Source organism: Rhizobium sp. TAL182 (genome assembly GCF_002117725.1).
Lineage (GTDB): Bacteria > Pseudomonadota > Alphaproteobacteria > Rhizobiales > Rhizobiaceae > Rhizobium > Rhizobium esperanzae.
Genome location: NZ_CP021024.1, coordinates 4,063,748 through 4,077,500, shown reverse-complemented (window position 1 = coordinate 4,077,500; position 13,753 = coordinate 4,063,748). Strand labels below are relative to the sequence as shown.

Sequence of the window (13,753 nt, the reverse complement as noted above, 5' to 3'; positions counted from 1 at the left end):
GATTGCACAAGTTGTTCTGGTTTATTGGATTATCAGGGCAGCGGAGCGGTTCCAGGAAATAGCTCCACCGTATAGACCGTACCCGAAACCGACACAGGTGGTCAGGTAGAGTATACCAAGGCGCTTGAGAGAACTATGTTGAAGGAACTCGGCAAATTGCACGCGTAACTTCGGAAGAAGCGTGACCCCATATGAGGCAACTCTTGTGGGGTGGCACAGACCAGGGGGTAGCGACTGTTTATCAAAAACACAGGGCTCTGCGAAGTCGCAAGACGACGTATAGGGTCTGACGCCTGCCCGGTGCTGGAAGGTTAAGAGGAGAGGTGCAAGCTTTGAATCGAAGCCCCAGTAAACGGCGGCCGTAACTATAACGGTCCTAAGGTAGCGAAATTCCTTGTCGGGTAAGTTCCGACCTGCACGAATGGCGTAACGACTTCCCCGCTGTCTCCAACATAGACTCAGTGAAATTGAATTCCCCGTGAAGATGCGGGGTTCCTGCGGTCAGACGGAAAGACCCCGTGCACCTTTACTATAGCTTTACACTGGCATTCGTGTCGGCATGTGTAGGATAGGTGGTAGGCTTTGAAGCGGGGACGCCAGTTTCCGTGGAGCCATCCTTGAAATACCACCCTTATCGTCATGGATGTCTAACCGCGGCCCGTCATCCGGGTCCGGGACAGTGTATGGTGGGTAGTTTGACTGGGGCGGTCGCCTCCGAAAGAGTAACGGAGGCGCGCGATGGTGGGCTCAGACCGGTCGGAAATCGGTCGTCGAGTGCAATGGCATAAGCCCGCCTGACTGCGAGACTGACAAGTCGAGCAGAGACGAAAGTCGGTCATAGTGATCCGGTGGTCCCGCGTGGAAGGGCCATCGCTCAACGGATAAAAGGTACGCCGGGGATAACAGGCTGATGACCCCCAAGAGTCCATATCGACGGGGTTGTTTGGCACCTCGATGTCGGCTCATCGCATCCTGGGGCTGGAGCAGGTCCCAAGGGTTTGGCTGTTCGCCAATTAAAGCGGTACGTGAGCTGGGTTCAGAACGTCGTGAGACAGTTCGGTCCCTATCTGCCGTGGGTGTAGGAATATTGACAGGATCTGTCCCTAGTACGAGAGGACCGGGATGGACATATCTCTGGTGGACCTGTTGTCCTGCCAAGGGCATAGCAGGGTAGCTATATATGGACGGGATAACCGCTGAAGGCATCTAAGCGGGAAACCCACCTGAAAACGAGTGTTCCCTATCAGAGCCGTGGAAGACGACCACGTTGATAGGCCGGGTGTGGAAGTGCGGCAACGCATGAAGCTTACCGGTACTAATAGCTCGATCGGCTTGATCGTTCTCATTGTTCATGCTCATCAGCCAAAGGCTGATGATGCCTGACCTTGTCCTGACGCGCCAAGGGCGCTGCGGACGGCCCGCGCCACAAAGCGCGACGGCCTCTGGCCTGTATCGGTGCCACAAGCACCCGCAGCCGGAAAGATCAAAGACGTGTTCAAAACAAAACAGGCTAACGCCTGCCAGCTTCTCAAACAAAGTTGCGCTTTGCCGACCTGGTGGTTATGGCGGGGTGGCTGCACCCGTTCCCTTTCCGAACACGGCCGTGAAACGCCCCTGCGCCCATGGTACTTCGTCTTAAGACGCGGGAGAGTAGGTCGCTGCCAGGTCTGCAAATCGCAACTCAACGCATGCGCCCGGAGCCGTCAGGCTTCGGTAAGCTGCATGCGTCAACAAAGACTATCTTCTCAATCACAATCCAACGGCCCAAAGCCGAACAAAGGGCCGCTCAAAAGCGGCCTTTCGTGTTATAATACTTCCGCGGGGTGGAGCAGCCCGGTAGCTCGTCAGGCTCATAACCTGAAGGCCGCAGGTTCAAATCCTGCCCCCGCAACCAAAAGTCCCAAAAGCCCGCCAAAAGCGGGCTTTTTGTTTTGATAACGGTCGAGGAGTTAACGCCTCATCAGGGGCCTGCAAGCAGGCAAAGCCGACGCCACGGGACAGAAAACCCCAAAGCACGCCCCGAACCAACCTTCCCTCTCCAAGTATCACAAAGCCTTTATCGCTGGTGGAAAAGCTCCGCTTTCCCTTAGCGACCGTAGCTCGTCGTTCGCTAAAGCTCACCATAACCTGAAAAAGTACGCCTGCGAACGGTTCAAATCCCGCCCCCGCAACCAATCTTCCCTTCATCTCCTGCAACACCACGCTCAGCTATCGCTGGCGCGAGGACTTCATCTTCGCTGGTCAGTTCCCGCATGCCGGACATCATTGCTGGAAAATCAACAGGACGTAAGCCAGGAAAAGCACGAGATGGACCGCACCCTGCATCAGATGCGTGCGACCGCTGGCAAAGGTGATGATGCTGACGGCAAGAGTGAGCAGCAGCATCACAAGATCTCCATGCTCCAGACCGAGTGTTACCGGGTGTCCATAAAGGCGGCTGATGACGAGCATCGCCGGCACGGTCAGCCCGATCGTCGACAAAACCGACCCGAGAAAAATATTAACGGAGCGCTGAAGATTGTTGGCGATGGATGCACGCACGGCGCTGATTGCCTCGGGGGTCGCGACAAGAACGGCCATGACGACACCGCCAAATGCGGTTGGCGCCCGCAGGGTTTCGATGATGTAATCGATCGGCCGCGCGAGTTGTTCGACCAGGAACACCACAGGCCCCATATAGGCGAACAGCAACAGGGCATGAGGCCACACCGGCTCGTGGTAAAGCGCTGCTTCGCCAGGAGGTTCGCGGCGATTGCTGCCGTCGGTGAAATAGTCCTGATGGCGACCGGCTTGCAGAAACAGAAACGTGGCATAAAGGCCGACGGAGAGTATGCCGAGGATCAATTGCCGCGGCGCCGACGGGTGCTGCCCGTCCGGGCCGGAAAGAAATGTCGGCATCACCAGGCTGAGCGTTGCCAAGGGCACGATGACGCCGAGATAGGCGTTGGCGCCCTGGAGGTTATGCTGTTGCTCCGGCCGTCGCCATGCACCCAAGAGCAATGACAAGCCGACCATGCCGTTCAGGATGATCATGACGACCGCAAACAAAGTGTCGCGGGCCAGCGTCGGGTTGTTTTCGCCATGAATCATCACGGCGGAAATCGCCATCACTTCGATCGAAGTAATGGCGAGCGTCAGAATAAGGGTGCCATAAGGTTCCTTAAGGCGCTCCGCCAGGTGATCCGCCTGCCGCACGACCGACAGAGCCGAACCGAGCACGACGGCAAATAGCCACGCGAAAACGACGGTGAACCAAAGCGGATCGGGAAGTCGGCTGAAGAGATCGTCCTGGAAAACAAGGAAGGCCAAGCTCGTCGCGATGCTGACGCCCAGGAACCATTCTTCGCGCATCAGATCGGTTGCGCCGGTGGGCAATGCCGGCCCGTCAGCCATCGCAACCACCGTGATCCGGCAGATGCCGCCACAATGCGATCATTGACACCATCGCCTGCTCGATCCCGAGATAAACGTCGTTCATTTGTCGTCGGCCCACAATAGCAAAAGGACCGTACTCCAGGCCAGATGGCAGTGACCATTCCGAATGCGCACCGCTTGCCTATTCGCGGCCGGTGGCCGGGATCGCTGCGCCGGTAACGACGGCTGCGGCGGGCGATATCAGGAAGGCGATGAGCCGGGCGATCGACTGCGGCGATACCCAGGCGTCCGTTTTTGCATTGGGCATGGCAGCACGATTCTCGGGCGTGTCGATCGTGCCGGGCAGAATGCAGTTGGCGGTGATGCGATCATCGCGGCATTCGGCAGCAAGCGCTTCCGTCAGCCGGATGACGGCAGCTTTCGAGGCTGCATAGGCGGCCTGGTTAGGGCCGGCCTTCAGGCCGGGCATCGCAGCGACGTGTACGATGCGGCCGTAGCCTGCGGCCTTCATCGTCGGGAGAACCGCCGCGCTGATCGTCAGCGCGGTACGGGCGTTTGCCGTCATCATGGTATCCCATTGCGCGGGGGCCTCCGGCCCAACCGGTCCCATTTGAAAACCGCCGACGGTGTTGACCAATGCGCCTACGCCGCCGAAGCGCTTGACGGCTCGGGCGACGGCGGCAGCGCAGGAGGCGTAGTCGGTGAGATCCGTTCCGGCGATCGAGAGAAACTCCGTGGACGCGGGAAGCTCACCGGCCAAAGTTTCCAGCTCCTGGCTCGAACGGTTCATGCAGACGAGTTTTACGCCGGCGCCTGCAAGCTCCCGGACAACGGCGCTGCCGAGGTTGCCGCCGGCTCCCGTGACGATCACGGCTTTCTGGTCGTTCATGGCAAGCGATCTCCTGACGGTGCCGGTGCTGGATGATGCCGCGCATTGTTGGTCCAGGCTGCGCCGCAACGCAACCCCTGCGCAGCCGCGCCAGTCAGGTATCTTGAGAATGCTGGCGGAGCTGAGAGCTCCGTCTGTGATCATCCCAGGTTCGTCGGACTAGAGCGGTTCAGCTTTTCACGGAAGCGCAGAACCGCTCTAATCGTTTTTGCCTTCAGTGATATTTTTCCCGTTCGCGGCCGAGGATGACCGGCGCATCCAACTCAGAGATCGGGCGGGTGACATCTGCCGGGATGTCACCGGCGAGCTGCAGGTCGAGATATCGGGCGCAGCAGACGCGCAGGAAGGATGTGAAGTTCCCGAGATCATGGCCGGCATCGATCGATTCATGGTGCAGCCGGGTAATCAGCTGCACGACGTTCATGCCGTCGCGCCGCGCAATTTCCTCAAGCTTCGACCAAAAGAAGTTCTCCAGCCTGACGCTGGTGACCATGCCGTCGATGCGCAACGACCGGGTGGTGCTTTCCCATAGCCGCGCATCCGCCTTGATGAAGAGTTCACACATGTCGTCCTCCCGGCGCCGCCTCGTCAGGCGGCGTTGGTTTCAGGTATTGACGAGGCATCGAGTACGGCCATGAACTGCCGCAGCCAGGAGGGATGCGCCGGCCAGGCTGGCGCAGTGACCAGGTTGCCGTCCGAGATGGCATCGGTGATTGAAATATCGGCGTAAATGCCGCCGGCAAGTTCGACTTCCGGCCGGCAGGCGGGATAGGCCGAGCAGGTGCGGCCCTTCAGCACTCCGGCGGCGGCAAGCAGCTGTGCGCCGTGGCAAATGGCTGCAACGGGTTTTCCGGCATCGAAGAAATGCCGGACCGATTTGATGACGTCGGCATTGAGGCGAAGATATTCCGGCGCGCGGCCGCCGGGGATGACCAGGGCATCGTAATCCTCCGCCCGCACGCTGTCGAAAGTGGCGTTCAGCGCGAAATCATGGCCGCGTTTTTCCGAGTAGGTCTGATCGCCCTCGAAATCATGAATCGCGGTGGCGACGGTCTCGCCCGCCTTTTTGCCGGGGCAGACGGCATCGACGGTATAGCCGCAGGCGAGCAGTGTCTGAAACGGCACCATCGTTTCATAATCTTCGGTGAAATCACCCGTGATCATCAGGATCTTAGAAGCTGGCATCGCATCCTCCTTTGAAACCAACAGACGAAGATTAACAAAGACCGCTCAGCAGCAGGTACTATGGGAATACTACAGACGAAATTCTCGGCCGGAAGAAAGTGAGCATCACGACGAGAGTGCTCTCAGATCCTCTCCTGGATGTAAAACCGTTGCATCCATCGGGCGGCAGGGATCAGACCTTCCTGACTGTCGCATCCGGGACGGCACAGGCCTCGCCGCCGCCGAAGAGACGGGAACGGGTGAGAAAGCGTTTCTCGCGGCCGTTGTCGAGCGAGAACATGCCGCCGCGGCCCGGCACGACGTCGATGATGAGCTGAGTATGTTTCCACGCCTCGAACTGGCTGACGCTGATATAGACCGGCACGCCGCCGATCTCGCCGAGCTTGATGTCACTGTCGCCGACCATGAACTCATTGGCGGGATAACACATGGGGGAGGAGCCGTCGCAGCAGCCGCCGGACTGGTGGAAGAGGATATCGGGATGATCCCGCTTGATTTCTGCGATCAGATCGAGGGCCGCATCGGTTGCGAGAACACGCGGTTCGCCATTGACGGTCGTTTCCATGGTTCTTCCTCCAAGGTTCTGGAAAGGGGGTTCCCTCCCCACCCCCCCCCCACAAGAGGGAGGGGCTTAACTTGTTGAACTGCCCCGTTCTAAAAGCGACGTGTCGGCTTGCTGAGACTTCGGCAAGGAAAGCTGGTGGGGCGGTATCATAAGCCCCTCCCCCTCGCGGGAAGGGGTTGGGGAGGGGTCTTCAGCCTCTCCCGCTAAGCTGAAAGCATTTCAGAAGAATCCGAGTGCCTTCGGGCTGTAGCTGACCAGCATGTTCTTGGTCTGCTGGTAATGCTCGAGCATCATCTTGTGGGTTTCGCGGCCGATGCCGGATTGCTTGTAGCCGCCGAAGGCGGCATGGGCGGGGTAGGCATGATAGCAGTTGGTCCAGACGCGGCCGGCCTGGATCTCGCGGCCGAAACGGTAGCAGCGATTGGCGTCGCGGCTCCAGACACCGGCACCAAGACCGTAGAGCGTGTCGTTGGCGATTTCGAGCGCTTCCTTTTCGGTTTTGAACGTCGTGACCGAAACGACCGGCCCGAAGATCTCCTCCTGGAACACACGCATCTTGTTGTGGCCCTTGAAGATCGTCGGCTTCACGTAATAGCCGTTCGCCAGGTCGCCGCCGAGATCGTTACGCGAGCCGCCAGCCAGAACCTGAGCTCCTTCCTGCTTGCCGATATCGAGATAGGCGAGGATTTTCTCAAGCTGCTCCGTCGAGGCCTGAGCGCCGATCATCGTGGCCGGATCGAGCGGGTTGCCTTGCTTGATCGCCTCGACACGTTTGACCGCCTTTTCCATGAAGCGGTCATAGATCGATTCCTGAACCAGGGCGCGGCTCGGGCAGGTGCAGACTTCACCCTGGTTGAGGGCAAACATCGCAAAACCTTCGAGCGCCTTGTCGAGGAAGTCGTCATCCTCGGCCATCACATCGGCGAAGAAGATGTTCGGCGACTTGCCGCCGAGTTCCAGCGTCACCGGAATAAGGTTCTGGCTGGCATATTGCATGATCAGCCGGCCTGTCGTTGTTTCGCCGGTGAAGGCAATCTTGGCGATCCGAGGGCTGGTCGCCAGCGGTTTGCCGGCCTCGATGCCGAAGCCGTTGACGATGTTGAGCACGCCGGGCGGCAGCAGATCGCCGACCAGTTCGGCCCAGAGCAGAATCGAGGCCGGCGTCTGCTCGGCAGGCTTCAAGACGACGCAGTTGCCGGCCGCAAGCGCCGGAGCCAGTTTCCACGTCGCCATCAGGATCGGGAAGTTCCAGGGAATGATCTGGCCGACGACGCCGAGTGGCTCGTGGAAGTGATAGGCGATCGTATCGTGATCGATCTCGCCGATCGAGCCTTCCTGGGCGCGAATGCAGGAGGCGAAATAGCGGAAGTGATCGATCGCCAGCGGAATGTCGGCCGCCATCGTTTCGCGGATCGGCTTGCCATTGTCCCAGGTCTCGGCCTGGGCGAGCAATTCCAGCTTGTCTTCCATCCGCTGGGCGATCTTCATGAGGATATTGGAGCGCTCGGCAGCCGAGGTGCGGCCCCATTTTTCCTTGGCCGCGTGAGTGGCGTCGAGCGCGAGATTGATGTCCTTTTCATCGGAACGGGGAATGTCGCAGAGCTTGCCGCCGGTGACCGGCGTCAGGTTTTCGAAATACTTGCCTTCGACCGGGTCGCGCCATTCGCCGCCGATATAGTTGCCGTATTTCAGCTTGAACGGCGACTCGACGATTTTCTGATGAAGCATGTCATCCTCCCATGATGAGCCAGGTTCCCAAGTGAACCAGTGGGAAGAAAATGTGCGTGTTTTGGCGAAGAGAACAGGGCGGCTCTTTCATACCGCAGTGCACAGTGTCGCAGAGTTGCGACAGGATCGCGTCACCATTGCCGTCGTGGCGGAACCTTTAAGCCGATCAGTGGAGGTCGAGCTTCTTCATCTTCCTGTGCAGGGTGGCGCGGCTGATGCCAAGCGCGATCGCCGCCTGGGAGACGTTGCCGCCGGCGCGCGACAGCGCCCGCAGCAAGGCGGCCTTCTCCGCCTCGACCATCTCTTCCTGCTGTGAGACGCTCGCCTCGCGGAGAGCATCGGCGGCCGGAATGCCGGCGGCGATTCGCTTGTCGTCCAGCTGCAGCGCGATGCGGGCGGCGCGCGTCGCCCCGAGCACGAGGTCATGCCGGTCGACGGCCAGCAGGGCGGCGGCCGAGTTGGCGCCGGCCGGAACCATCAGGAAGCGGGCGCTGGGAAAGGCCGAACGGAAGAGGTTGAGTTCGATGCGCATCGCCGCATCGCGTACGGTCTGCGTCAGGATCGCCAGGGTCATCTCGTTGACGTCTTCACGGCAGGTGGAGATGTCGAGGGCCGCGGCCAGTCGGCCACGATGATCGCGGATCGGCGCAGTCGTGCAGCTGAGGCTGGTATTGGCGCAGAAGAAATGCTGGTCGCGGAAGATGGCGACGGCGCGTTCATCGGCAAGCGCGGTGCCGATGCCGTTTGTGCCGATGCTTGCCTCGGTCCAGACGGAGCCGGTCCAGAGGCCGAGTTCGCGGAATTCCTTGTCGTCGCCGGCCGCTCCCCGCCGCTCCAGCGCAATGCCATTCTTGTCAGTCAGAAGCAGGCAGCAGCCGGCCTTGCCGACGGTGGTGAAGAGGCGATCGAGCTCTTCCGTCGCGCTGGCGATCAACTGCCCGGATTGTTCGCGGGCGCGCCGAAATTCCTCATCGGTCAGGCGCAGCGGCGCCCGTTCATCCTCGGGGGCGAGCTGATGCATGGTCATGCATCGCCGCCACGAGGCGACCACCGGAGAACTGGCCGCGGCGGAATCGCGCTGAGCAGAGGTATAGACATGCTCCGCGTGCGCTGACTGTTCGTGCATCTGCTCCTCCCACGGAACTTCAGCACAGTCTGATGGAAAAACCGCGGGTTTGCAATCAGGCGGCGCGTGGCGGTCGTCAGCGTGCGGCGAAAGGGGGCGGCATCACATTTCGGTGTTTGAGCGGTGAGAATGTAACAAAGACTTCTCTCGCCCGTATTTTCCTACAGAGCAAGGCTTTGTCAGATGGGGAGATCCTGATCATGTTGAACAGACGATTGTTGCTGATGACGACCGTTTTCGGGGCGCTTGCCGTTCGAGTTAGCCTGGCCGGCAAGGCGATCGCCGGCGAAACGTTTGCGGTGACCCATACCGATGAGGAATGGCATAAGCTGCTGACGCCGGATCAATTCGTCATCCTGCGTCAGGCGGGCACAGAAAATCCCTTCAGCAGCCCGTTGCTGCATGAGGAGCGGAAGGGCACTTTCGCCTGCGTCGGCTGCGAGCAAAAGCTCTTTTCCTCGGCGACCAAATTCGATAGCGGCACCGGCTGGCCGAGCTTTTGGGCGCCGCTCGACCATGCCGTCGGCACCACACACGACACCAGTTTCGGGATGGCGCGCACGGCGGTCCATTGTAGCCGCTGTGGCGGCCATCTCGGACATGTCTTCGATGATGGCCCGAAGCCAACCGGACTTCGCTACTGCATGAATGGTCTTGTCATGACGTTTCGTGCAGCCTCGGCCTGATCGAAGGACGTTCTTGTTTGCTGTTCAGCCTGCGAGCGCCGGCGCTTATCCGCGCAGCCAGGCCTCGATGCCGCGCGCGGCGGCGCGGCCTGTCGCAAGGCAGGCGGTGAGGAGATAGCCGCCGGTCGGCGCTTCCCAGTCGAGCATCTCGCCGGCGACGAAGGTGCCCGGCAGCGCCTTCAACATGAAGTCTTGATCGATGCTGCTCCAGCGGATGCCGCCGGCAGAGGAGATGGCCTCGCCGATCGGCCTCGTGTCGAGAACCGGGACCGGCAGGGACTTGATCACGCCGGCGAGGCGTCCGGGATCTGCGCGGTCGCGCTCGGGTGCGAACTCCCGTAACAGCGCCGCCTTAACACCGTCGAGGCCGGCGCCCTTGCGCAGGCGGTTCGAAAAGCTCGATTTGGCATCCTGGCGCGCGAGGTCGCGGGTCAGCCTTTCGGTCGTCCGACCCGGGGCCAGGTCGAGCGTCAGGGCAGCGCTGCCGCGGTTGAGCAGTTGATCGCGAAGGCTTGCTGCATGGGCATAGACCAGGCTGCCCTCGATGCCGTTTGCGCTGATGACGAATTCGCCGGGAAAGGTGCCGGCATCGGAGGTGGCGGTGACCGATTTCACCGGCTCGCCAGCGAAACGCTCGCGGAAGCTTTCGCTCCAGCCGACGACGAAGCCGCAATTGGCGGGCCGGAAGGCGTCGATCTCGACGCCCTTCTCCGATAGGCACGGCAGCCAGCTTGCATCGGAGCCGAGGCGCGGCCAGCTGGCGCCGCCGAGCGCCAGGAGGGCTGCGTCGCAATGGACGATGCTGCGTACTTCCGGCGTTTCGAAAACATAGCCCCCATCGGCAAAACCGATCCAGCGGTGGCGGGTGCGCAGCATAGCGCCCTGCGCCTCCAGCCGTTTGAGCCAGGCGCGCAGCAAAGGCGAGGCTTTCATCACATCAGGGAAAACCCGGCCGGACGAGCCGACGAAAGTCTCGGTTCCGAGCCCTGCTGCCCAATCTCTGATATCGCCAGGGGTAAAGGCATCGAGCGCCGGGCGCAGGCGGGCGGAGGCCGCGCCGAAGCGCGTGACGAAACGGGCATAATCCTCGGAATGGGTGATGTTCAGCCCAGACTTGCCGGCCAGCAGAAACTTGCGGGCGAAGGTCGGCATGGCGTCGTAGACCGTCACCGCATGGCCGGAGAGCGAAAGCAGTTCGGCTGCCGCCAGGCCCGCCGGGCCACCGCCGATGATGGCAATTCGCTTCTGGTTCATGGATGCCTTCGCCCGATTCTTTCCGGTGCAGTTTTGGCGCGGCTGCGCCTTGACTGCAAGGCCGGGATCAGTGATGCGAATGCGTGCACTGGCCGTGGTCGGCGAGAACCTCGATGACACGGCATTGGTCGACGCGACCGTGGCCGCAGCCTTCCACCATGGTTTCCAGTTCGGCCTTCAGCGCCATCAGGCTGCGGATGCGCTGCTCGACCTCGAAAAGGCGGGCCTTGGCAATGGCATCGGCCGAGGCGCAGGATTGGTGCGGATCATCCTGCAGGGTGAGCAGCGTGCGGATCGCCTCGATCTCGAAACCGAGCTCGCGCGCGTGGCGGATGAAAGCGAGGCGGCTGATGTCGGCAGGTTCGAAGGATCGCTGGTTGCCTTCGCTGCGGCTCGGCGCCGCGAGCAGGCCGATGCTTTCGTAATAGCGCACCGTTGGCACCTTGACACCGCTTCGACGGGCCGCCTCGCCAATCGTGATCTTTTTCATGATTTTTCTCTTGCACCTCTAGTCGCTAGAGGATGTAGGGGGGATGCTTCTGTTTGACAAGGAAGCGGATATGGCTGAGACGAGCGAGACACGATACAGGGTCGGCGGCATGGATTGCGCCGCCTGCGCGAGCAAGATCGACACCGCAGTCAGGCGCATAGCAGGCGTTGCCGATGTCACCGTCTCGGTGGTGACAGGCACCATGACCGTCCGGCATGACGGCAGCAGCGATCTCGAGGCAGTCGAGAGGAAGGTGACGGGGCTTGGTTATTCCGTCTCGCCCTTTACCGGAAATGAGACGCCCGCGCGTGAAGGCCGCCCGCACCATCACCACGATCATGCCGCTCATGGCCATGGCGATCACGACCATGCCGGGCATGATCACGACCATGCCCATGACGAGAAGGAAATCGAAGGCCTGCATGGGCACGACCATGCGCCGATGACCGGTCCTTGGTGGCGGAGCAGGAAAGGCCGCCTGGCCATTTTTTCGGGTGCGGCACTCGCTGTCGCCTATGCCGTCGGCCATCTGGTGCCGGCGATCGCGTCCTATGCCTTCTTGGTCGCGATACTGGTCGGTCTGCTGCCGATTGCGCGGCGAGCCGTCATGGCGGCTTTGTCAGGCACGCCGTTTTCGATCGAGATGCTGATGACGATCGCCGCCGTCGGCGCCGTCATCATCAATGCGGGCGAGGAAGCGGCAACGGTCGTATTCCTGTTCCTCGTCGGCGAGCTGCTCGAAGGCGTGGCGGCGGGCAGGGCGCGTGAAAGCATCCAGTCGCTGACGGCCCTGGTGCCGAAGACCGCGCTGCTCGAAGACAATGGGCAGATGCGCGAGGTGCCGGCGGAAAGTCTTGCCGTCGGCGCGGTCATCATGGTTCGTCCCGGCGACCGCATCTCTGCCGACGGCGTCATCGTATCAGGCGAGAGCGCGATCGACGAGGCTCCGGTGACGGGCGAGAGCACGCCGGTGCGTAAGGGCGTCGATGCCGTCGTCTATGCCGGTACGGTCAATGGCGATGCGGTGCTCAGGGTTCGCGTCACGGCAGCCGCTGCCGACAATACCATCGCTCGCGTCGTCAAGCTGGTGGAAGAAGCGCAGGAATCGAAGGCGCCGACGGAGCGGTTCATCGATCGGTTTTCGCGCTACTACACGCCAGGTGTCGTCGTCGTCGCCGCACTGGTCGCGGTCATTCCGCCGCTGTTTTTCGGCGGCGCGTGGAGTGAATGGATCTACAAAGGCCTTGCCATCCTGCTGATCGGCTGCCCCTGCGCCCTCGTCATCTCGACGCCGGCGGCGATCGCCGCTTCGCTGTCGGCGGGCGCACGGCGCGGGCTGCTGATGAAGGGCGGAGCGGTCCTGGAGACGCTCGGCAAGGTGACGATGGTCGCCTTCGACAAGACGGGCACGCTGACGGAAGGCAAGCCTCGGGTCACCGACATCCTTTCCTTCGGATTGAGCGAGGCGCAGCTCCTGTCGCGCGCGGCTGTGCTCGAGCAGGGCTCCAGCCATCCGCTGGCACTGGCGATTCTCCACCGCGCCAAAGCGGACGGCGTGCCCGTGCCGCCCGCCTTCGAACTGGAAGCGCTGCCGGGCAAGGGGGTCACCGGCAAGGTCGGCGGCGAGACAGTGGATCTCTTATCGCCGCCTGCCGCACGCGAGCGTGGGGCGCTCAACGGGGAACAGGAGGCGCGTATTGCAGGGCTCAATGATGAGGGCAAGAGCGTATCGGTGCTGCTCGTCAATGGCGCTGCGGCCGGCCTGATCGCCATGCGCGACGAGCCGCGCGAGGATGCCGAAGTGGGGCTCTCGGCGCTCAAATCGGCCGGTGTCAAGGCGATGATGCTGACGGGCGACAACAAGCGGACGGCGGCCGCCGTCGCCGGCATGCTCGGCATCGACTGGCGCGGCGAGATGATGCCCGAGGACAAGCAGCGGGTCGTCGGTGAATTGAAGCGCGAAGGTTTCGTTGTCGCCAAGGTCGGCGACGGCATCAACGACGCGCCGGCGCTCGCTGCCGCCGATATCGGCATCGCCATGGGTGGCGGCACGGATGTGGCGCTGGAGACGGCCGATGCCGCCGTGCTGCACGGACGCGTCGGCGACGTGGCGCGGATGATCGCGCTTTCCAAGCGCACGATGCGCAATATCTTGCAGAATATCACCATCGCCCTCGGGCTGAAGGCTTTCTTTCTGGTGACCACGATCGCCGGCATTACCGGGCTCTGGCCGGCGATCCTCGCCGATACCGGCGCCACCGTGCTGGTGACGATCAATGCGCTGCGATTGCTTCGGATAAAGGTATGAACCCGACTGGCGGTGGGAAGACTGCCGATTCGGGCCTACCCCGGGAATCGAAAATAGCGGAGCCGGCCATCTGCCGGCTCTCAGTTTGCTGACAAAGTCTCCTCCGTCATGCTCGGCCTTGTGCCGAGCATCTAACCACCGCAACTA

General features: G+C 61.6%; 11 protein-coding genes, 1 tRNA gene and 2 rRNA genes (1 of these 14 only partly in view). 5 read left to right on the top strand and 9 right to left on the bottom strand.

All coding sequences use genetic code 11. The annotated features are described in order from the left end of the window. The 3 genes from Tal182_RS20290 to Tal182_RS20280 form a co-directional block, all read left to right on the top strand. Positions 1-1,340: ribosomal RNA gene (locus Tal182_RS20290) — 23S ribosomal RNA — on the top strand; it begins 1,460 nt to the left of the window's first position. Positions 1,341-1,552: 212 nt separating this feature from the next. Next, a 5S ribosomal RNA gene (gene rrf, locus Tal182_RS20285) occupies positions 1,553-1,667 on the top strand. Between the two features lie 150 nt (positions 1,668-1,817). Then, positions 1,818-1,894: transfer RNA gene (locus Tal182_RS20280), tRNA-Met, on the top strand. Between the two features lie 368 nt (positions 1,895-2,262). Here Tal182_RS20280 and Tal182_RS20275 read toward each other — a convergent pair. From Tal182_RS20275 to Tal182_RS20245, 7 genes are all read right to left on the bottom strand, one after another. Continuing rightward, positions 2,263-3,393 carry a calcium:proton antiporter gene (locus Tal182_RS20275; protein ID WP_085860559.1) on the bottom strand — a complete coding sequence of 377 codons (1,131 nt, stop codon included), beginning with the start codon at positions 3,391-3,393 and terminating at the stop codon, positions 2,263-2,265. Positions 3,394-3,556: 163 nt separating this feature from the next. Continuing rightward, positions 3,557-4,264, bottom strand: a complete 708-nt coding sequence (locus Tal182_RS20270; RefSeq protein ID WP_085860558.1) for an SDR family NAD(P)-dependent oxidoreductase — start codon at positions 4,262-4,264, stop codon at positions 3,557-3,559. A 214-nt stretch (positions 4,265-4,478) separates the two neighbouring features. Next, the gene (locus tag Tal182_RS20265; protein ID WP_064805188.1) at positions 4,479-4,829 is read right to left on the bottom strand and encodes a ribbon-helix-helix domain-containing protein; all 351 of its coding nucleotides are present in this window, start codon (positions 4,827-4,829) and stop codon (positions 4,479-4,481) included. 23 nt (positions 4,830-4,852) lie between these two features. Beyond that, positions 4,853-5,449: a DJ-1/PfpI family protein gene (locus Tal182_RS20260; protein ID WP_085860557.1), complete on the bottom strand. Its 597-nt coding sequence runs from the start codon at positions 5,447-5,449 to the stop codon at positions 4,853-4,855. Positions 5,450-5,621: 172 nt separating this feature from the next. Beyond that, positions 5,622-6,014 carry a DUF779 domain-containing protein gene (locus Tal182_RS20255; RefSeq protein WP_064811430.1) on the bottom strand — a complete coding sequence of 131 codons (393 nt, stop codon included), beginning with the start codon at positions 6,012-6,014 and terminating at the stop codon, positions 5,622-5,624. A 219-nt stretch (positions 6,015-6,233) separates the two neighbouring features. Further along, a complete protein-coding gene (gene adh, locus Tal182_RS20250; RefSeq protein WP_085860556.1) occupies positions 6,234-7,742 on the bottom strand; it encodes an aldehyde dehydrogenase in 1,509 nt (502 codons plus the stop codon). 166 nt (positions 7,743-7,908) lie between these two features. Continuing rightward, positions 7,909-8,868, bottom strand: a complete 960-nt coding sequence (locus Tal182_RS20245; RefSeq protein ID WP_085860555.1) for a helix-turn-helix domain-containing protein — start codon at positions 8,866-8,868, stop codon at positions 7,909-7,911. A gap of 200 nt (positions 8,869-9,068) precedes the next feature. Here Tal182_RS20245 and msrB point away from each other — a divergent pair, with 200 nt between their 5' ends. Continuing rightward, the gene (gene msrB, locus Tal182_RS20240) at positions 9,069-9,554 is read left to right on the top strand and encodes a peptide-methionine (R)-S-oxide reductase MsrB (protein ID WP_085860554.1); all 486 of its coding nucleotides are present in this window, start codon (positions 9,069-9,071) and stop codon (positions 9,552-9,554) included. Positions 9,555-9,599: 45 nt separating this feature from the next. On the opposite strand, the gene Tal182_RS20235 is transcribed toward msrB, so the two are convergent. Next, positions 9,600-10,808: a TIGR03862 family flavoprotein gene (locus tag Tal182_RS20235; RefSeq protein ID WP_085860553.1), complete on the bottom strand. Its 1,209-nt coding sequence runs from the start codon at positions 10,806-10,808 to the stop codon at positions 9,600-9,602. 67 nt (positions 10,809-10,875) lie between these two features. After that, positions 10,876-11,298 carry a helix-turn-helix domain-containing protein gene (locus tag Tal182_RS20230; RefSeq protein WP_085860552.1) on the bottom strand — a complete coding sequence of 141 codons (423 nt, stop codon included), beginning with the start codon at positions 11,296-11,298 and terminating at the stop codon, positions 10,876-10,878. A 70-nt stretch (positions 11,299-11,368) separates the two neighbouring features. On the opposite strand from Tal182_RS20230, the gene Tal182_RS20225 reads away from it, so the two are divergent. Next, on the top strand, positions 11,369-13,606 hold the full coding sequence (locus Tal182_RS20225; protein WP_085861003.1) for a heavy metal translocating P-type ATPase: 2,238 nt from the start codon (positions 11,369-11,371) through the stop codon (positions 13,604-13,606). The last annotated feature ends 147 nt before the right edge of the window (positions 13,607-13,753 follow it).